This window comes from Sporofaciens musculi (assembly GCF_009830285.1).
GTDB classification, from domain to species: domain Bacteria; phylum Bacillota; class Clostridia; order Lachnospirales; family Lachnospiraceae; genus Sporofaciens; species Sporofaciens musculi.
The window spans coordinates 947,752-966,855 of record NZ_WUQX01000001.1; the positions used below are offsets into that span (position 1 = coordinate 947,752).

Genomic DNA, 19,104 nt, shown 5'->3' on the forward strand with positions numbered 1-19,104 from the left:
GTTTCCGGACGTGATCGGGCAACTTCAGGGAATGGGGTGTACCGAGGAAATGGAATGCTATATCACGCCAATGCTGTGTATCTATAATTTTTGCTCAAGTCCATCAAAGGGAGAGCCAAATCTTTTAGAAGAACCCGTTATCCCCAAAAAGATTCATTATATGTGGCTTGGAAGAAAGCCTGTCCCCGAAGAACTTAAAAAATGCCTTGACAGTTGGAGGCGATTTTGTCCTGACTATGAGATTATCCAATGGAATGAAGATAACTACGATATTGCTAAAAATTCTTATATGAAGCATGCATATGAAGCCGGGGCGTATGGTTTTGTGCCGGATTATGCAAGGCTTGATATCCTATATCATCATGGAGGCTTTTATCTGGACACAGATGTGGAAATCAAGAGAAGCATTGATAAACTTAGATATCAGGAGGCATTTTGCGGGGTTGAAAAGTGGCAGACGGTAAATTTCGGGGGCTTAAGCGGGGCAGTAAAAGGAAACCCCATGATCAGGCGGTTTCTTGATGGGAGAAAAACGATAGATTTTATTGATAAAAGTGGTCAGATGAATAAAAATACCTGCGGATTTTATGATACCAGAGTTGCTCTGGATGCGGGGTACATTGTTGACGGTACAACGCAGAATCTCTGTGGAATGAATATTTATGCCTACGATTACTTTCACCCTTACGATTATATGTCGGGAATTCTGGGCAGAACAGAGCATACATATTCTGTCCATTGGTTTCATGAAGGATGGATTGACGAAAAGATGAAGAAAGCGAACGAAGAAGCAGCGAAGTGTTATTTAGCCCTTTTTGATGAGTGCAGGAGCAATAGTATCATATAGATATTCAAAAATCAAGGAGAAGGAGGTTGACATTTGTAAAGTTATAAGTTAATATAAAACCATATTTTGAAGAAAAGGTAGATATGTTTTATGTTGGTGGTATCTGTAATGACAAAAAACAACTAAAATTTAATAAAAGGGTAATTGCTTTGGAGCATAAGCACTAAGAATAGTGTTTTATTTGTGTTACCCTTTTCAGCATCTTGAATGCTGGTTGTTGTTGCCTTACAGAATACTGCATACACCGAGAATAAATGTCTTGTTTTGATGAATAAGAAAGAGGAGGGGTATGACTGTTGCGGTCATGCTTCTTTTGTTTTTGGCCAACCGTGAAATGGAGTGCATGTTTTAAGACATTGCTGCGATCCTTTTATGGGAAGGTTTTGCTACGTCATTTAAGACATATAGCTTCGTGGTTTCAGTCTATTTACAATAGGCAGAAGCCACGTTTTTTATTTAAAAAATTAAAATAATATTGATATGGGAGGTTTTGGGCATGAAGATGATACAGACAAAAAATATAACGAAAAAGTATAAACGCTATAAGAAGCAAGAGGGAGTGATTGGCAGTGTTAAGGGTCTGTTCCACAGAGAGTATGAAGAAAAAATTGCAGTAGATGCTTTTAACATGGATGTGGACGAGGGTGAGTTTATAGGATTGATTGGGCAGAACGGAGCAGGTAAAACAACTCTGGTGAAGATGCTGACCGGTATTATTGCGCCCACAAGCGGTGAGCTTCAGGTTATGGGATTTTATCCTAATAAATTAGAGAAAGCCTTCAAACAGCAGTATGCGGTAGTCATGGGGCAAAAGAGCCAGTTGTTTTTTGAACTGACAGCAGAGGATACATTGAGGCTTTTTAAAGAAATATATTGTATTCCGGAGGGCGAGTATAGGAAAAACAAAAACTTTTTTGTGGAGATGTTTCAGGTACAGGAGCTTATGAATGTACAGGTCAGGACTTTATCATTGGGGGAAAGGATGAAAATGGAATTGATTGTTGCATTACTTCATAATCCCAAAATATTGTTTTTAGACGAGCCCACAATTGGGCTGGATGCTGTGGCAAGTAAACAGATTCGGACTTTTCTGAAAGATGTAAATGAATCAAGAGGAACGACCATTCTGTTGACTTCACATTATATGGAGGATATTAAGGCGTTGTGTAAACGCTCCATTGTGGTGAATCACGGCAGAAAAATATATGACGGCGATACGAAAATGCTATTTGAACAATACCAGAAGAGTAAAAGAATGACGATATACTTTGAACATAGTGTAGAGCCTGATGTGCCAGAAAATTGCAGGATATTAGAAAAAACCAATGACAAACTGGTACTGGAAATACCAAAACAGAATACAGAAAAAGTTCTGGAATCCTATATAGGCCATTATCCCATTCGAGATATTGGAATTGAGGAAGAAGAAATAGGCTCTGTCGTAGAGCGTATTTATAAGGGGGTGTAAAACGTGAAGAAATATTTGGAAATTGCCAAGGCATACATGAAAGCACAGTTAATCTGGAGGTCAGATATATTCGTTGATGTGCTTCTATCAGTGGCCAAGATATTATTTGCATGGATTTTATGGGGGATTTTGTTTGAAGGAAAGGAGCAGATTGCAGGCTTGGAATTTCATGCTATGATTTCTTACTATATCATAAGCTCCTATTTATTTCAGATGGAAAAGTCTGCTGAAATCAGCCAGCAGATGGCGAGTATGTTGAGAAATGGTACTTTTTCAAAATATATGGTAATCCCAGTACAGACCCAAGGATATTTTGTGGCGATGGAAGCCGGAAAGATTGCATTTTCTTCAGGCATTGGCTTTTTAACAATGCTTCTTTGGTTTTGTTTGTTCAGAATTCCACTTAAACATACAGCCAGTGCAAAGATATTGTTATGTGGAATTATCATGGTTGCTTTAGGCTTGTTGTTTATGGCGCAGCTTAATTACTTCCTTGGGATTTTGACTTTAAGATTTGAGGAAATCAGTATATTTCTCATGATAAAAGACAATATTTCAGCGATTGTGACAGGAGCTGTGATACCGCTTGCACTTTTACCGGAATGGGTGATCGCAGGCATGAAAATTTTTCCGTTCTATTATGTCACATATCTCCCAAGTATGCTGTTTATAGGGAAATGTGAGGATGAAGCAGTTACAGGCTTATTCGTTTTAAGTATATGGTGTATTTTGTTTATTATTTTAAATCAAGTAACTTATGAACACGATCGAATCAAATATGATGGAGCAGGAATATGAAAGAAAATTTTAGATTTTTAGCGGAATTAATTAAATTAAGGTTATCCCACATCATGACATTCAGGCTGGGCTTCTTTGGGCCGTTTCTTGTTGACGCCAGTTTTTTTATGGTTCAGCTTTTGGCTTTTGAGGCAATTTACGGACATGTGGATAATATTCGCGGCTGGGGGCATGGGGAAATACTCGTCTTTGTGGGTACATTTTCCTTGATTAATGCTCTGAACATGACAATTTACTTTTTTGGAGTGATTTCCATACCTGAGAAAATACAGACAGGGGAGTTGGATTTGTATCTGACTAAACCGGTAAATCCTTTGCTGCGGATTACTTTTGAGAAAATAAATCCAGGCTCTATACCGCTATTGGCGTTCAGCGTATGTATTATTGCATATGGAATGAAAGAAATTGGCATGAATTATTCTTGGATTAATATCATGGGGTATCTGTTTCTTATTTTTCTGATGGCGATCTTATACTATGATATGGAGTTGCTGATACGATGCTTTGCTTTTTTTGTTTTTTCTGTAAATAATCTGACGAAAATAGAAGATACAGCGATTGAATTGTGTCTGAAAATACCAGGGATTGCTTTTTATGGAGTTTATAAGTTTATTTTTTATTGTGTATTGCCATACGGGATCATTGCAACGCTGCCAACCCAGGTATTTATAGGAGAGTTGTCAGCAAAAGGTCTGGTTTTCGGAGTAGCAATCGTATGTATTTTTACTTTTTTAGCATTGACGTTTTGGAAGTATGGGGTACACAGATATGAAAGTGCAAGCAGTTAATTTATTTTTAGAATAGGTGGGATAAAATGATTCAAACAGAGAAAGTATTAGAATTTGATAGAATTAAAAAGATGTGGAGTGAGCTGGCTCTTACAGAGTGGGCAAAGGAAAAGATTAGGGATACCTCTCTTTGCATGTCGGAGAGTGAATTGATGGCAAAGCAGAGGGAAACAAGCGAAGCCAGAGAGCTGTTGGAGAAAAATGGAAATCCGCCCTTGGTTTCTTTAAGTGGGATTAGAGAGTGCGTTCAAACGGCTGTTAAAGGAGGCTGTTTATCCATCTCACAGCTTGAAGATGTGGAAAAAGCTCTTGTTGCTGTAATGCGGTTAAAGAGTTATCTAAGCCGTTCTAAGCAATGGGAAATATCGCTGGCATACTATGAGGAGAATCTGGATTACCTGGACAATTTAAAAGAAGCCATCGGTCAGCAGATTAGAAATGGCAGGATAGATGACAATGCGTCAAAAGATTTGAAATCATTTAGAGATGAAATTGAGCGAAATGAAAGAAGAATGCGAGAGAGGGCGGATGCGGTTATACGGGCAAATAAAGAAAGTCTGTCCGATAGTTTCAGCACTTTGAGAAACGGGCATATTTGTATTCCGGTTAAAAAAGAATATAAATATAAAATAAAAGGCAATGTGATTGATAAATCATCAACAGGAAGCACAGTATTTATTGAACCCAGCTCTGTGGGGAAATATTATGAGGCATTGCAGGTTCTTCGGGTAAATGAAGAAAATGAAGAACATAGGATACTTTATTCTCTCTCTGCCATGGCAGCCGATTATGGGGAGATTTTGGAACAAAATATCAGTATGATAGAAAAACTAGATTTTATTTTTTCAAAAGGAAAACTGAGTTTAGAATACGATGGGACAGAGCCAAAAATTAATACAGAACGCTATATCCGGTTAGAAGATGGGCGGCATCCGCTTATGGCTTTGACAGAATGTGTGCCGCTTCAATTTGAGATAGGGAAAAGCTTTGACGGCGTGGTTATTACAGGGCCTAATACGGGTGGTAAAACGGTGGCGATTAAGACCGTTGCATTAAATTGTATGATGGCACAGTGCGGCTTGCATGTGGCATGTAAAAAAGCGGAAATTTGTATGAACAGTAATTTTCTGTGTGATATAGGGGACGGACAAAATATATCAGAGAACCTTTCTACATTTTCAGCACATATGATGAATGTGTTGGAAATATTAAAAAGAGTTAATAAGGACAGCCTTGTAATTATGGATGAGCTTGGTTCAGGCACAGATCCAACAGAAGGCATGGGAATAGCTGTTGCAATATTGGAAGAATTGCAAAGAAGCGAAAGTCTATTTCTTGTCACCACCCATTATCCGGAGGTAAAGCAGTATGCAGATAAAAAATCAAGGATTAAGAATGCAAAGATGACCTTTGACAAAGAAAGTCTGAAACCACTTTATCAATTAGTCATTGGAGAAGCAGGGGAAAGCTGCGCTTTTTATATAGCCGGAAAAATGGGAATGCCAGAGGAAATGTTAAAAACGGCAATGAAGGCGGCTTATGGAAATGATGAGATACCGGAGGATTTGAAACAGGTGGTTTCTAAAAATCATTTAGAAAATAAGAGGGTATGTGGTATTCAAAAAAGAAAAAGAAGGAGCAGAGGGGCACAAAAAACCCAGGAATTTCAACTGGGAGACAGTGTTCTGGTATATCCGGACAAAAAGATTGGAATTATCTGCAGGACAGCTAATGAAAAAGGAGTTTTAAGAGTGCAGATGGCGGATAGAAAAATATGGATTAATCACAAAAGAATTAAGCTTTATGTGGCTGCGGAAAAATTATACCCTGACGATTACGATTTTTCTATTATTTTTGACAGTGTAAAAAATAGAAAGCTGCGGCACCAAGTAGACAGGGGAAAGACGATCGAGGAAGAAATCACGATAGATGACTAAAAAATGTTCAGAAGGATAGAGAAAACAAAGAGGTGAGATGTTTGGAAAATTCCGGAGCTATCGGGAAACGATAGCTCCAGGTTTTTAAAATGTCAAACGCATCTGGTTCCACGATACATTTCCGTGGGTCGATTTATCTGAAATGCCTTCATTCTTAAAGCCAAACTTTGCATAATAGGGCACTAATCTATCTTTGCAGGTAAGCACGAGTCCTTTTCCTCCCTGTATTTTCGCATTGTGGATTGCACACTGAATTAATTGTCCTGCAAAGCCGTGATTCCGATAAGAAGGAAGTGTATTCACTCCGAATATCATTTGCCAGGCGCCGTGTTCGTTGTGCATACTGGCTTTTTCATACATTTCATCCGTCAAGTCAGGGATATCGGTAACAAATCCGTCAACAAAGGCAATTAATTTTTCTTATATTCTAAAGGTCTTGTTGTTCTGGTTACGTCTTGTTAGTCCCATATATTCATTTGAGATAGAATATCCAATGTTATTTTGGCGGCGTTGCTGCCTGTGGCCTCGTTATTAGAGGCAATATTTGCGGCAAAGAACCAGGTATTGTCATGGGTCTCCACATAGCCGACAAACCACCCGTTTATATCCATGCCGTCTATACATCCGGTGCCGGTTTTACCGTATAATCTTCCGGCTTCGGAAGATGACAAGAGGATAGAGTCCTTTACTGCATTGATATTCTTCGTGCTAAAGCCGAGGCTGTTTTCATAAAATTTTCGCAGAAGCTCTACCTGCTCGACGGGGGATATCTTCAAAGAAGCTTCCATCCAGTAGGAGGAGAGGCCGCCGTCAATGTTTTCATTTCCATATCCGATTTCGTGGATATAATGGTCAATGGCAGAAGCGCCAAGCTGTTGGTCGATCCCCTGAAAATACCAATTTACAGAGGACTTCATGGCAGAAGGCAAGGTCTGGTCAACATTCCAAGCTTGGAATGGATAAAGCTGGCCACTCCATTTCATGAAGGAATCCTCTAGTGTAATGACGCCTGCCTCCAGCCCAAAGAGGGCGTCATAGATTTTGTAGGTAGAGTTAGGAGAGACGCGTAAGGAGGCGTGCTCCATGTCGTAGACACTCCATGCATCTGCGGCCATATCATATAAGACGAAGCTTCCCTGATATTCCTTAAAGTGGGAGGACAAGTCTATGAGGGAAATATTTTTTGATGAGGTATCCCATTGCTTGTGGTTATATTCTGCTGCATTTACAGATAACAGGGGAACAAATCTCAGGATAAGAACTGTTATCATCAGGAAAGAAACGATGCCGGCCAGTTGTTTCCTTCGATTGGGCTTCTCATAGAGTGCAATATTGAGAATACGCCGTTTCGTCTGCTTCATGCTTCCGCTTAAACTGGCGGCAAAGGGAAAAACGGGGTGGGACAGCTTTTCTGCAAAATTAATCAAGGTATTTCCATAATCTATATAGGAGTCCTCTGTGAGCAGCTTTAATACAGAGGTATCGCAGGCAACTTCTCTGTCGTTTTGCATTTCTCTCAGTGCATACCAGATTATGGGATTGAACCAATAGACGATTTTGGCAATGGTCGTCAGATAACCTATAAGTATGTCTTTGTGTTTGTAGTGCTGCAATTCATGTAATAACATATATTTGATTGGGCGAAGCCTGTCCAGCGTCGTGGTGTACGAGTGACAGGAGGTTTTGCAGGCAACTTCCATATCCGGCTCACTGTAATCGGAGATTAAGTGAATAGGAAGGTAGATACAAGGTTTTAGAAATCCTGCTATGACGGGAGATTTCAAAAATGCGGTACTGTATCCGGCTTGACAGAATATTTCTCAATAAATATTTGGCTGTCAGGAGGACTCCGACAATAACGCTGATGAATAGGTTGCATATGAGAAATCGGATCATAAAATCAGCCATAATATGTGACTCCTTTTGTATTTTTATTTATCATTACTCAAACTTCGCACATAGATTTTAGCTATGCACCTTGAAAATTCAATATCTGGCAGTATTTAGTTGTCAATGTTCAGTCAATTATGCCACTTGCAGCTTCGATTTTAAAAGTGCAGGTATTGCATCCATAAATGCTTTTACCAGCTCGTCGATTTTTTCATCAGATATATCTATCTGATCCACAAGCAGAGTTCTGAACATTTGAAGCAGTATTTGAAAAGCCTGTATCCATGTGATATCAGACATCTCATCAGAAAAGTATAAAAACAGTTCCCCCATAGAACGGGTATCATTAGATTCCCGGTTCTCCAGGGAAAGCATCATATATCTTGTAAAAACGATTGCTGTATGGGCAGTCATTGCATCATAAGATAGGGATCTGCATTCTTTACTTAGATTAAGATAGCTCTTGCAGACTTTAAAGAATACTTCAATATCCCAACGTTTTCCATAAATGCGGATAATCTCTTCTTCACTCAGACTCACGTCTGTGGAAATGAGACAAAGATATTCCTTTCTCTTGTTTTTGTTACGGATATAGACCACTTTGGCAGGGATGGTTTTTCCTTCCTTTACAACATCTACCATGACGGAAAGCAGATACCGGGAACGTCCACGCCGTTTCCTGTTTTTCTTGTAAATAGTTGTCAGCGGCATATCTTCGCTGTTATACCGGAAGAACATTTTAGGTGTTTTCTTTACCATTGCAATTACATCATATCCGATTTCTTTGACAGCATGAAGAGCTTGGAGAAGAGAACCAGCTGTCAAACAGAACGTATTTAGCCGGAATACCAGCCTTTTTAGCAGATTTTAAAAGTTCCAGCATGGCGATCGTTCCTTTCTTGACAGCAAGCATACGGCGCTTATATCCAACCGTTCTTTTATCCGTTTCCTTTGCTTCATTGATTCTGTTCTTTTTATTTTCGGTGGAGAGAAGGACACTGTTGACCGGGAGAAAAGTGCTTCCGTCTGACCAGCCTAATGTAAGCATGCGAAAACCAAATTTATAACAATGTTTTGCATGGTCATATACCTTTGCAAGAAGTTCCACTTTTTGGAACGGTTACGTTCAAACATGGAATCGTCAATGATCAGTACGTTGACACGGTCTGCGGAATCAAGTGGAGCAATGGCATCCCTAATGATTCGGCTGGATAAAACCGTTGTGAACCGAATCCAGTTAATCTGGAGCATTTTCATAAAACGATAAACCGTATCTTTTGCAAAATCCGGTGAGTCTTTTCCAATCAGCAGGTTCATATACATACTTCTGTTTGAAAATATCAAAAGAAACAGATACTGAAAAATCAGTGCTGCAGAAATTCCCTTCTTTTTGTAGGCATTAGCAGTTTTCAATGCAGAAGAAAGATGAAACCGTGTAAAAAATCTTCTGATAGATTTGAAATCTGGTTATCATTTTGATTGTCTTGTGTTATACTTTTATTCATAGCATGAGCCTCCGGATATATGATTGTTTCTGAACAACTCAATTATATCAAAACCAGACGGTTTCATGCTATTTTTATGTCAGTTATTATTGAATTTTCAAGGTGCATAGGTACTTATTCAAGTGCGAAGTTTGAGTCATTATCTTTAGAAAGAAGAAAGCGAAGTTGTTCAAGCTCTGTATCGGACAGACCGTCGCTTTCTATATATGCAGACAGCATGTCGGTGATTTTACCGCCGTAAAAACGCTTAAGAAAAGAACGGCTTTCCTGACCAACATATTCGTTTTGCAATATAAGAGGAGTGTATACAAATATCCGTCCCTGCTTCTCATAAGCAAGGGCGCCCTTAGTGACGAGACGCTTAATCAGGGTCTGTATGGTCTTGGGACTCCAAGCTGTGGTTTTTAGTAGTTTCTCCGTGATTTCATTGGTATTGATTGGTGCGTATTTCCAAACCACCTTCATAACTTCGTATTCAGCTTCGGAAATCTGCGGTAAAGGGGCCATGATTGCTTCCTCCAAATCTTACATATGTAATAAAATATTATAGAAGGTATGCATTAAAATGTCAATTTGTATTTTGAAATTTTCTTTAATTATCATTGACTTAAAGTTACTGACCGTAATACAATCACCAATATAGTATAAGTGATATAGAGATGGAGAAGGATGTATAAGCTAAAATGAATTCACAGAAGAAGATGAATGATTTGAATAAAACGATTATGTACTATGATACAAATGCAAAAAAGTTTACAGAAGGGACGGTTTCTGTAGATTTTGGGACTATGCAAAACTATTTTTTGAATAAATTACCGGCAGATGCCGCTATACTCGATTTCGGCTGCGGCTCTGGCCGTGATACAAAGTTTTTCCTTACTCATGGCTGCAACGTAGAAGCAATAGACGGTTCGGCAGAATTGTGTAAAATAGCAAGTGATTATACAGGCATAAAAGTAAAACGTATGTTTTTTCATGAGCTGGCAGAGATAGATAAGTATGATGGCATATGGGCATGTTCGTCTATTCTGCATGTGCCGTCCCAAGAGCTGGCAGATATTATAGAAAAAATGACGGCAGCTTTGAAGGATAATGGAATTATTTATACATCTTTTAAATACGGTACTTTTGAAGGCTTCAGAAACGGACGTTTTTTTACAGATATGACAGAGGATACATTTGCGGCTATATTGAATAAAGTACAACAGATAGAGAAAGAAGAACAATGGATTACATCAGATGTTCGGGCAGGGCGAGGTGAAGAAAAATGGCTCAATTTAATTCTGCGGAAAAAATAATCCTTTGATTATGGCTTCTTTTATGGGAAACAGAAGGATACAGATAAATCTGTCATTTTTGCTTCGGTTGCGACATTAGGAAGGGAGGAGTATTTGAACCAGGATTATTTTCCGGCAGATTATTTCGATTATCTAATCATTGATGAATTCCATCACGCTGTCAATACTCAGTACAGACGGATCGTGAATTATTTTAAACCCAAGTTTATGCTTGGCCTCACCGCTACCCCAGAGAGGATGGACGGCAAGAGTATCTATGAAATCTGCGATTATAATGTGCCTTACGAGATTTCGTTAAAGGAAGCCATTAACAAGGGAATGTTAGTTCCGTTCCATTATTATGGGGTTTATGACGAGACGGATTATTCAGGTCTGCATTTGGTGAAGGGGCGTTATGATGAGAAAGAGCTGACGGAAATCTACAAAGATAATACAAAGAGATATGATATGATTTATAAATATTATATGAAATATCGTTCACATCGGGCTTTGGGCTTTTGCTGCTCTAGGCTTCATGCCGAAGAAATGGCTAAGGAATTCTGCAAGAGAGGAATACCGTCTGTGGCGGTGTACAGTAATGCGGACGGACAGTTTTCAGAGGAACGTGACAGGGCGATTGAACGGTTAATAAAACAGGAAATAAGGGTAATCTTTTCTGTGGATATGTTCAATGAGGGATTGGATATTGCATCCCTGGATATGGTAATGCTTCTAAGGCCCACGGAATCACCGATTGTATTTTTGCAGCAGTTGGGGCGCGGTCTTCGTATTTACAGGGGAAAGGAATATCTAAATGTTCTTGATTTTATCGGTAATTATGAAAAAGCAGGAAAAGCGCCGCTGTTGCTTTTAGGAGGGACGTCGTTTAGCGAAAAGAAAGCCTGTGATTACAAAGATATCGAGTATCCAGATGATTGTCTTGTGGATTTTGACATGCGTTTGATAGATTTGTTCAAAGAGTTGGATAAAAAGTCCTTATCTATAAAAGAACGGGTGCGGCGGGAATATTTTAGGGTAAAAGAATTACTGGACGGCAGAGTGCCTTCCAGAATGGAGCTTTTTACCTATATGGATGACGATATTTATCAGTATTGTATGAAGCATGCAAAAGAAAATCCATTTCGCAGATACTTGGAATTTCTGCAGGATATGCAAGAGCTTTCTGCTGACGAGGAGGCTTTATATACAGGGATTGGACGGGAATTTTTGGCTGTCATAGAAACTACCGATATGCAGAAGGTATATAAAATGCCGATTTTGTACAGTTTATATAATCATGGAAATATACGGATGGAAGTGACCGAGGAAGAAGTGCTGGAAAGCTGGAAGAGGTTCTTTCATACAGGGACGAACTGGAAGGATTTTGCGGCGGATATTTCTTATGAAGATTATAAGAGGATGACGGATAAACAACATCTTGCTAAGGCTAAATCCATGCCTATTCGATTCTTGAAATCTTCGGGAAAAGGTTTCTTTATTGATAAGGATGGATATGCGATTGCGATTCGTGAAGATTTGAGAAAATGTATTGAAAATGCTGCGTTTAAATATCATATGAAGGATATTCTGGAATATCGGACGATGGAATATTATCGAAGAAGATATGTGGTATCAGACGAATAAAATTTAAGGAGGTCTGCTATGTTCACAATATTATTTACAATACTGACATTTATCGTATTTGGAAAACTGCTCATATTTGCAATCAGAGCTTCATGGGGCCTGGCCAGAATATTGGTTACAGTCATATTTATGCCCCTTGCCCTGATCATGCTTGTAGTGGCTGGTTTGGTTTATCTTGCAGTACCCCTTTTATTGATTGCAGGTGTAGTTTCTCTTGTTAAGACGCATAATTAAAAAACTGAATAGACGTTTTGGAGGATAAGGGGCAATGGCAAAAAAATTCAATGTTACAGGACTGTGTCTGCCAAAATATCACTATATGGTAGATATTTCTGATAAGCTGGAGGAAATCAAGACATATATTGACGCAGGAGAATATTTTACAATGAATCGTGCAAGGCAGTATGGAAAGACGACTACCCTTGAAGCGCTAAAAGAAAGGATTAAAGATGAATATGTTGTATTTTCTCTCAGCTTTGAAGGTCTGACCAGCGAGATTTTTGCAGATGAGAATACCTTTTGTGTGCGTTTTTTAGGCTTACTTTATGATACGATTGAGTTTGGCGAAGTCAGAGGCATTTCTGATGGATTGAAAGAAGAATTGTTTCAATTCAGCACGGATGAATCTGGCAGAGTGAATTTTCGTTCTATGACAAATATTATCATTAAAATATGCAGAGAGTCTCCATGTCCAGTAGTGCTTATGATTGATGAGGTGGACCAGGCAAGCAATAACGAGATTTTTGCTGCTTTTTTGGGACAACTGAGAGATTTGTATATGAAGCGGAATAAAAGGCAGACATTTCGTTCTGTGATTCTTGCGGGAGTCAGAGATATCAAGAGTCTAAAAGTGAAAATGCGTTCAGAAAATGAGCATGAAAAGAATAGTCCGTGGAATATAGCAGCAGAATTTGATGTGGATATGAGTTTGCAGAAAATTGGCATTTCTGGGATGCTAAGAGAATATGAAAATGATTATCATACAGGGATGAATATAGAAAGAATTGCTGAAATGCTTTATGACTATACCTCAGGCTATCCATTTCTTGTGTCTCGTATCTGTAAGCTGATTGATGAAAAAATTGCAGGAAATAAGACATTTCTGGATAAAAGGTCTGCATGGACAAAAGAAGGTTTTTTATCTGCAATCCGTATTCTGCTTGCAGAAAAGAGTACATTGTTTGAATCCCTTACTGGAAAGCTTAAGGATTATCCGGAATTAAATGAGATGATTTTGGAGATACTTTTTTCAGGTAAAAGTGTGCCCTTTCGTCCATTGAATCCAGTAATTGGTTTGGCGGCTATGTTTGGATTTATTAAGAACAGGGATGGAGAAGTGGTAATTGCAAACAGGGTTTTCGAGACGGTTCTCTATAATCTGTATCTTTCCAAAGAAGAAATACAGAAAAACGAGATTTACAATGCATCGGTCAGGGAGAAAAATCAGTTTGTAATAGGCGGGCATCTCAATATGCGGCTTGTGCTGGAAAAATTTGTTGAGCATTATAGCAGTCTTTATGCTGACAGTGGAGAGAGATTTGTTGAAGAGTCTGGACGAAAATTATTTCTTCTTTATTTGCAGCCAATTATCAATGGGACAGGTAATTATTACATTGAATCGCGGACGAGAAGTATGGGACGCACAGATATTATTGTAGATTATTACAAAGAACAGTATATTATTGAAACCAAGATTTGGAGAGGCCAGGAGTATAATAACCGCGGGGAATTGCAGGTGGCGGGTTATTTAGAGGATTACCATAAAGATACCGGATATATGCTGAGCTTTAACTTTAATAAAAACAAGCAGGTTGGGGTAAAGGAAATTGTTGTGGGAAGCAAATTAATTATCGAGGCAGTTGTATAGATTGCAGAGATGAAATCGAGAGGCAGAGCAAATGATGTGAAACCTACGCATACGGTCAGAACTATATCGATAAATTTGTCCGTGAGTGCAGCTTTGGCGTGGGTGAAGATGATTCAGGAAAACGGGTCAATATTCCCAAAGACAGCCTTTACATAAAAAGCGAAGATATCTTGTTTGAGATCAAGAAGATACAGCAGGAGGACGCACTGGAAAGAGGTTATGTTTTTGAACTCATGAAACAAAAAGGGATAGGCAAAGAGGCGGCAGAGAAGTCCTTTGTCAGTTATGAGAACAGCTTTTATTCCAGAAAGGAGATTATGCAGTTTGCCCAGGAAAAATACTCCAATGGGGAGACAACCATGCAGCTACTTCTGGATGCGTTTATACCGGACCAGCTATATCTTCTGGATGAGCCGGAGGTTTCGTTATCTCCCGAAAATCAAGTAAAACTGGCGGAGGAGATTAATAAGATGGCGCGCTTTCTGGGATGTCAGTTCATTATTGCAACGCACTCCCCCTTTATGCTTGGAACCTTGCAGGCCAAAATCTACAATCTGGACTCTGAATGCATGGACGAGGCCCAGTGGTATGAGCTGGAGTATATCCGGTATTTTTATGAATTCTTTGAGAAGCACAGACATTTATTTTGTAAGGACACCATTTAGGAAAAAGCATTTAGGGCAAAAGAATAGGCTTACTTCTTTTGGGAGATACTAAGGGGTATTTAGAATCAATATTTTTACATTGGAAGGAGAAGCAATGTCAAATAGATTAAAAGACGAAAAATCCCCATATTTGCTTCAGCACAAGGATAATCCGGTGGAATGGTATCCCTGGTGCGACGAGGCGTTTACAAAGGCCAAGAAGGAGGATAAGCCCATTTTTCTAAGTATTGGGTATTCTACCTGCCACTGGTGCCATGTGATGGCACATGAATCCTTCGAGGATGCAGGCGTTGCAGAGCTTTTGAATCTGGGCTTTGTGTGCATCAAGGTTGATAGAGAGGAGCGGCCGGATATTGACGCTGTCTATATGTCTGTATGCCAGGCGGTTACCGGACAAGGAGGCTGGCCTCTTACAATCATTATGACGCCAAAACAGAAGCCCTTTTTTGCAGGAACATATTTTCCAAAGGAACGGTATTATGGGCGTCCTGGACTTGTGGACATCTTAAGTGAAGTCCTTGTGTTGTGGAAAGACAGGCGGGAGGACTTAATGAAGGATGGAGAAGAAATTACGGCATTGATTAACAATCAATGTACCCTCAGGGAGAAGCCTTTAAAAGATAGATTGTCTGAAAAAGAGATTTTTCACAAGGCATACCACATTTTTGTAAAGCAGTTTGATCCGGTTTGGGGAGGCTTTGGCGGTGCGCCAAAGTTTCCGTCGCCCCATAATCTCTTATTTTTAATGAGATATGCGCAGGCCGAGCATGAACCGGAAGCCTTACGCATGGCGGAAATCACTCTGAATGCAATGGCAGACGGGGGAATTCATGATCATATCGGCGGAGGCTTTTCGCGTTATTCTACGGATGAACAGTGGCTTGTCCCTCATTTTGAGAAAATGCTGTATGATAATGCGCTTTTGCTTCTGGCCTATACGGATGCGTATCAGATTACGGGAAAAGAGAAGTATAGGGATGTGGCTTTGCATACGGCGGATTATATCCTGCGTGAGCTGACGGATTGGCAGGGTGGATTTTACTGCGGGCAGGATGCAGACAGTGAAGGCGTGGAGGGAAAATATTATGTATTTACCCAAGACGAAGTAATATCTGTATTAGGGGAGGACGATGGAAAAGAATTCTGCCGTCAGTATGGGATTACAAAGGAGGGGAATTTCGAGGGAAAGAGTATTCCTAACCGGCTTCATCAAGAGCAGACAGAAGATGTGCTCAAAGGAACCGCAAATAGCAATAAAGTAAGAGAAGAACAGGCAGCGGCAGAGAATTGCCTTGACAGATTATACCAGTATCGTATCAGTCGGACAAGTCTTCATAAGGATGATAAGATTCTTCTTTCATGGAACGCCTGGACCATACTTGCGCTTGCAAGGGCGGGCGCTCTATTAAGGGAGAAGCGATATCTGGAAGCGGCGAAAAGAGCGCAGGAATTCATTGAAGAACGTATGAATGGGAAGGATGGAAGACTTTATCTGCGGTTTCGCGACGGGGAGGCCGCTCATCAGGGAATGTTGGAGGACTATGGGGTATATGCCCTTGCATTGCTGGAATTATACCGAGCTGATTTTCGTGTGGAATACCTTTCAAATGCAATACACAGGGCCAAACAGATGCTTCAATTTTTTGAAGACGATCAAGCCGGAGGATATTTTATCAATGCAGCAGATGCAGAACAGTTGATAGCTCGACCCAAGGAAATGTATGACGGGGCGATTCCTTCGGGTAATTCTGTGGCTTTCATGGTGCTTCAGAGGTTAGCGGCGCTGACAGGAGAGGTGAGCTGGCAGGAGGCGGCCCGAAGGCAGATGGCCTATTGTGTGCGTCAAATCCAGGAATATCCGGCCGGCTTAAGCTTTGCGCTTCTGGCAATGACTGAGGCGGTCTGCCCCCATAGGGAGCTAGTGTGTGCTGTTAATGGAGAGGTATCAGAGGAGATGAGAAGGCAGCTTGAGAGGCTGCCCAGGTATGGTATAGATCTTTTGGTCAAGACTAAGGAAAATGCGGATGCTCTGACGGAATGTGCGCCGTTTACGTCAGAGTATCCGCTGCCAAAGGAAGGTGTGCTGTACTATCTGTGTGAGGATGGGGCTTGTCAGGCGCCGGTAAGGGAATTGAATTTTATATGAGGAGATAGATTATTTTGCAGGTCAACATTTTGTTGACCTGCAAAATTTGAGATGATATAATAAAGGTCAAAGAGTAAAAGGGGAGGAGTTCATGTACGCAATGAATTTTGCCCAAGTGGGCGCTAACATACAGAAAAAATTAGATATAAAAGGTATGACTCAGCAGAACCTAGCGGATGCACTAGGTATTTCAAAGCAGGTTATGAATAAAATCATTAAGGGCAGTAAGGCAATCAATGTCAATGAACTAGCAAAAATAGCAGAAATTTTTAATACATCCACAGATGAATTACTTACAGTCAGAACAGAGCAGACAATGACTGACAGTCTTAGCTTTATGGGAACGGTACATGATAAGTTGACATTTGAAAAAGTGAATCTAATAAGAACTGCGATTGATGAGATTCATATGCTGGAGGAATTGCTGAATGACTGATGAATTAAATGAATTGGAAATAAAAGAAGTACAGAATTTGGCAAAGGAAAAACTGGGACTATGTAGAAAAGGAAACGATATTATTGGAACCCAGATTTTTTCTATTCTTAGTTTGTATGCGCGAGTGATCTATTATCCGCTTGGCCAGCAGGCGCCATGGGGATTTACGAGAATCAGCGGGTCGAGCAATGACGCCTATTTAGAAAAACCCTTTGTTGCAATCAATTCATCAATTCCGGTAGATTGCCAGGTGTTTGCGGCTGCGCATGAGTTGTATCACATCTGGTATGAACAGAATCCGGATTTGTTGCCGGCGGATTTGTTGAATGAACAGGATAAAGAAGTAAGTGAAAAGAAAGCGAATAGGTTTGCGGCTGAATTTCTTATTGATAAGCAGTTGTTGTATCAGGAGATTGATTTATACATGATTAGGGAAATTACAATCGAGAGCATCTTAAGACTGGCAGATTTATTTACAGTTCCCTATAGAACCATGGTAAAAAGACTTTGGGAGGCAGAGGTAATAAACGATGCTAAACTAAATGAATTTCTTTTGGAAACAGAGGATTCTGTTGATAAATACAGAAAAAGATATTCTATTTCTTACCAGAAGCCTGATGAGCGTGTTGCAATAGATAATCTGGTGGATTTAGCGGTTTCTGCTTATGAGCTTGGCCATATTACATATGAAAAGCTAGAATATTTATTGAGAATGAGTAAGTTAGAGCCGAAAGATATTGGCATTGAAAAGAAAGCTGTCTATGGATTTCCGTCGGATGATGAATTGGATTCCATCATGGAGGAATGAATATGATGGATAAGATAATTATCGATGCCGATTTGTGCATTAAAATGGGAGGGAGTAACAAATATAGATATCTTTATGAAGTTCTTCCCTTGGTTGCGGATGAGATTTATATGCATACATATGCCTATGGTGAAGTAATGATGCCGTCAAGTGCAGTCAATCAGTTAAGGGCCCTTGTTTCTGAAGGAAAAGTGTGCCTTGTTAGTGAAAGTAGTCTCAGTTGTCAAGTGAGGGCAACTTATGATGGGGCATATTATAATCTGGCAAGGGTTATGCTTGATCCAGAAAGACCAAATAAAAATAGGGGAGAAATTAGTTCTCTGGCATATGCAAAAGCAGTGGGAATACCCATATTTGCAACAGACGAGAGAGAACTTCAGCCGATTATAGATAAGCAGTTAAATACTGGAATTGATGATATTACCTGTATTAGGATTGTGGATATTGTCGTGAAAGCGAAGAATAAAGAAATTGAGATATCAAGGAGGGTGTGTAAGGCGCTTTGGGTGATTGCGGGTAAAAATAAAGAGATATTTGATAAAGAAATCTGGCCTATGTAGGTTTTGCGCGAGACTGCCGCATAAAGTGAGAGTATTGCGGCAGTCTCGTTTGATTTGTGTGCAGAAAGGATTGTTAATTTTCAGAGCATGCAGTCATTCCCTCCGCCGTCAGATAATCCTTCCCCCAATCGCACATGGCTTCCAAAACCGGAATAAAGCTCTCCCCCAAAGCTGTAAGAGAATATATGGTCTTAGGAGGCTTCTCAGGTATCACTTCCCTGTGAATCATTCCGCAGTCCTCCAAGTCATGAAGCTGCCCCGACAGCATTTTCGGGGTGGCCTTGGGAATTAGTCTTTGCAGCTCCATATAGTGGCGGGGATGACCAATCAGATGCCATAAGATTAAAGGTTTATATTTCCCGCCGATTAAGGACAATGTGGCTTCCACTGGGCAGTTAAATTCTTTCATTTTCATTATCGTTCTCCTAACTGCAAGGGTACTATATTTTAAGATAGTATCTACCTAAA

18 protein-coding genes and 2 pseudogenes are annotated in these 19,104 nt (G+C 39.9%); 15 read left to right on the forward strand and 5 right to left on the reverse strand.

All coding sequences use genetic code 11. From position 1 onward, the window contains the following. The first annotated feature begins 10 nt into the window (after positions 1 to 10). The 5 genes from GN277_RS04715 (at position 11) to GN277_RS04735 (ending at position 5,838) form a co-directional block, all read left to right on the forward strand. Entirely contained in the window at positions 11 to 847 is an 837-nt protein-coding gene (locus GN277_RS04715; protein ID WP_159750051.1) for a glycosyltransferase family 32 protein, read from the forward strand. 496 nt (positions 848 to 1,343) lie between these two features. Further along, complete coding sequence (locus GN277_RS04720) at positions 1,344 to 2,315, forward strand: ABC transporter ATP-binding protein (RefSeq protein WP_159750052.1); 972 nt, start codon at positions 1,344 to 1,346, stop codon at positions 2,313 to 2,315. Positions 2,316 to 2,318: 3 nt separating this feature from the next. After that, positions 2,319 to 3,113: an ABC transporter permease gene (locus GN277_RS04725; protein WP_159750053.1), complete on the forward strand. Its 795-nt coding sequence runs from the start codon at positions 2,319 to 2,321 to the stop codon at positions 3,111 to 3,113. Next, positions 3,110 to 3,901 carry an ABC transporter permease gene (locus tag GN277_RS04730; protein ID WP_159750054.1) on the forward strand — a complete coding sequence of 264 codons (792 nt, stop codon included), beginning with the start codon at positions 3,110 to 3,112 and terminating at the stop codon, positions 3,899 to 3,901. The genes GN277_RS04725 and GN277_RS04730 overlap by 4 nt, the downstream gene beginning before the upstream one ends. Before the next feature lie 26 nt (positions 3,902 to 3,927). After that, positions 3,928 to 5,838, forward strand: a complete 1,911-nt coding sequence (locus GN277_RS04735; RefSeq protein ID WP_159750055.1) for an endonuclease MutS2 — start codon at positions 3,928 to 3,930, stop codon at positions 5,836 to 5,838. A gap of 84 nt (positions 5,839 to 5,922) precedes the next feature. On the opposite strand, the gene GN277_RS04740 is transcribed toward GN277_RS04735, so the two are convergent. The 4 genes and pseudogenes from GN277_RS04740 to GN277_RS04755 all read right to left on the reverse strand — a co-directional run bounded on the left by GN277_RS04740 (position 5,923) and on the right by GN277_RS04755 (position 9,740). Next, positions 5,923 to 6,210, reverse strand: coding sequence for a GNAT family N-acetyltransferase (locus tag GN277_RS04740; protein WP_330587110.1), 288 nt, complete (start codon positions 6,208 to 6,210; stop codon positions 5,923 to 5,925). Positions 6,211 to 6,296: 86 nt separating this feature from the next. Next, entirely contained in the window at positions 6,297 to 7,622 is a 1,326-nt protein-coding gene (locus GN277_RS04745) for a BlaR1 family beta-lactam sensor/signal transducer (protein WP_330587111.1), read from the reverse strand. 241 nt (positions 7,623 to 7,863) lie between these two features. Further along, positions 7,864 to 9,233, reverse strand: a pseudogene (locus GN277_RS32575) (IS4 family transposase). A 114-nt stretch (positions 9,234 to 9,347) separates the two neighbouring features. Next, positions 9,348 to 9,740: a BlaI/MecI/CopY family transcriptional regulator gene (locus GN277_RS04755; protein WP_159750056.1), complete on the reverse strand. Its 393-nt coding sequence runs from the start codon at positions 9,738 to 9,740 to the stop codon at positions 9,348 to 9,350. A 194-nt stretch (positions 9,741 to 9,934) separates the two neighbouring features. Between GN277_RS04755 and GN277_RS04760 the strand changes: the two genes are divergently transcribed. The 10 genes and pseudogenes from GN277_RS04760 to GN277_RS04800 all read left to right on the forward strand — a co-directional run bounded on the left by GN277_RS04760 (position 9,935) and on the right by GN277_RS04800 (position 18,636). Then, positions 9,935 to 10,531 carry a class I SAM-dependent methyltransferase gene (locus GN277_RS04760; RefSeq protein WP_159756377.1) on the forward strand — a complete coding sequence of 199 codons (597 nt, stop codon included), beginning with the start codon at positions 9,935 to 9,937 and terminating at the stop codon, positions 10,529 to 10,531. 30 nt (positions 10,532 to 10,561) lie between these two features. Next, positions 10,562 to 10,756: pseudogene (locus tag GN277_RS31660) on the forward strand (DEAD/DEAH box helicase family protein); the annotation flags it as partial. 12 nt (positions 10,757 to 10,768) lie between these two features. Next, entirely contained in the window at positions 10,769 to 12,154 is a 1,386-nt protein-coding gene (locus GN277_RS04765; RefSeq protein ID WP_408641717.1) for a DEAD/DEAH box helicase, read from the forward strand. 18 nt (positions 12,155 to 12,172) lie between these two features. After that, the gene (locus GN277_RS04770) at positions 12,173 to 12,388 is read left to right on the forward strand and encodes a hypothetical protein (RefSeq protein WP_159750057.1); all 216 of its coding nucleotides are present in this window, start codon (positions 12,173 to 12,175) and stop codon (positions 12,386 to 12,388) included. A 34-nt stretch (positions 12,389 to 12,422) separates the two neighbouring features. Continuing rightward, positions 12,423 to 14,021 carry an AAA-like domain-containing protein gene (locus tag GN277_RS04775; protein ID WP_159750058.1) on the forward strand — a complete coding sequence of 533 codons (1,599 nt, stop codon included), beginning with the start codon at positions 12,423 to 12,425 and terminating at the stop codon, positions 14,019 to 14,021. A 98-nt stretch (positions 14,022 to 14,119) separates the two neighbouring features. Next, the gene (locus GN277_RS04780) at positions 14,120 to 14,686 is read left to right on the forward strand and encodes an AAA family ATPase (RefSeq protein ID WP_244324607.1); all 567 of its coding nucleotides are present in this window, start codon (positions 14,120 to 14,122) and stop codon (positions 14,684 to 14,686) included. 94 nt (positions 14,687 to 14,780) lie between these two features. Further along, complete coding sequence (locus GN277_RS04785) at positions 14,781 to 16,832, forward strand: thioredoxin domain-containing protein (protein WP_159750059.1); 2,052 nt, start codon at positions 14,781 to 14,783, stop codon at positions 16,830 to 16,832. A 91-nt stretch (positions 16,833 to 16,923) separates the two neighbouring features. Continuing rightward, positions 16,924 to 17,268, forward strand: a complete 345-nt coding sequence (locus GN277_RS04790; RefSeq protein WP_159750060.1) for a helix-turn-helix domain-containing protein — start codon at positions 16,924 to 16,926, stop codon at positions 17,266 to 17,268. Next, complete coding sequence (locus GN277_RS04795; RefSeq protein WP_159750061.1) at positions 17,261 to 18,076, forward strand: ImmA/IrrE family metallo-endopeptidase; 816 nt, start codon at positions 17,261 to 17,263, stop codon at positions 18,074 to 18,076. The genes GN277_RS04790 and GN277_RS04795 overlap by 8 nt, the downstream gene beginning before the upstream one ends. A 2-nt stretch (positions 18,077 to 18,078) precedes the next feature. Next, positions 18,079 to 18,636 carry a hypothetical protein gene (locus tag GN277_RS04800; RefSeq protein WP_159750062.1) on the forward strand — a complete coding sequence of 186 codons (558 nt, stop codon included), beginning with the start codon at positions 18,079 to 18,081 and terminating at the stop codon, positions 18,634 to 18,636. Positions 18,637 to 18,709: 73 nt separating this feature from the next. Here GN277_RS04800 and GN277_RS04805 read toward each other — a convergent pair whose 3' ends face one another. After that, positions 18,710 to 19,051, reverse strand: a complete 342-nt coding sequence (locus GN277_RS04805) for a winged helix-turn-helix transcriptional regulator (protein WP_159750063.1) — start codon at positions 19,049 to 19,051, stop codon at positions 18,710 to 18,712. Positions 19,052 to 19,104: the final 53 nt, after the last annotated feature.

Excerpts from the sequence above, each read along its gene's own strand:
- GN277_RS04720 (WP_159750052.1), top strand. The coding sequence starts at position 1,344 with ATGAAGATGATACAGACAAAAAATATAACGAAAAAGTATAAACGCTAT.
- GN277_RS04730 (WP_159750054.1), top strand. The coding sequence starts at position 3,110 with ATGAAAGAAAATTTTAGATTTTTAGCGGAATTAATTAAATTAAGGTTA.
- GN277_RS04735 (WP_159750055.1), top strand. The coding sequence starts at position 3,928 with ATGATTCAAACAGAGAAAGTATTAGAATTTGATAGAATTAAAAAGATG.
- GN277_RS04755 (WP_159750056.1), bottom strand. The coding sequence starts at position 9,740 with ATGGCCCCTTTACCGCAGATTTCCGAAGCTGAATACGAAGTTATGAAG.
- GN277_RS04760 (WP_159756377.1), top strand. The coding sequence starts at position 9,935 with ATGAATGATTTGAATAAAACGATTATGTACTATGATACAAATGCAAAA.
- GN277_RS04765 (WP_408641717.1), top strand. The coding sequence starts at position 10,769 with ATGGACGGCAAGAGTATCTATGAAATCTGCGATTATAATGTGCCTTAC.
- GN277_RS04770 (WP_159750057.1), top strand. The coding sequence starts at position 12,173 with ATGTTCACAATATTATTTACAATACTGACATTTATCGTATTTGGAAAA.
- GN277_RS04775 (WP_159750058.1), top strand. The coding sequence starts at position 12,423 with ATGGCAAAAAAATTCAATGTTACAGGACTGTGTCTGCCAAAATATCAC.
- GN277_RS04785 (WP_159750059.1), top strand. The coding sequence starts at position 14,781 with ATGTCAAATAGATTAAAAGACGAAAAATCCCCATATTTGCTTCAGCAC.
- GN277_RS04790 (WP_159750060.1), top strand. The coding sequence starts at position 16,924 with ATGTACGCAATGAATTTTGCCCAAGTGGGCGCTAACATACAGAAAAAA.
- GN277_RS04795 (WP_159750061.1), top strand. The coding sequence starts at position 17,261 with ATGACTGATGAATTAAATGAATTGGAAATAAAAGAAGTACAGAATTTG.
- GN277_RS04800 (WP_159750062.1), top strand. The coding sequence starts at position 18,079 with ATGATGGATAAGATAATTATCGATGCCGATTTGTGCATTAAAATGGGA.
- GN277_RS04805 (WP_159750063.1), bottom strand. The coding sequence starts at position 19,051 with ATGAAAATGAAAGAATTTAACTGCCCAGTGGAAGCCACATTGTCCTTA.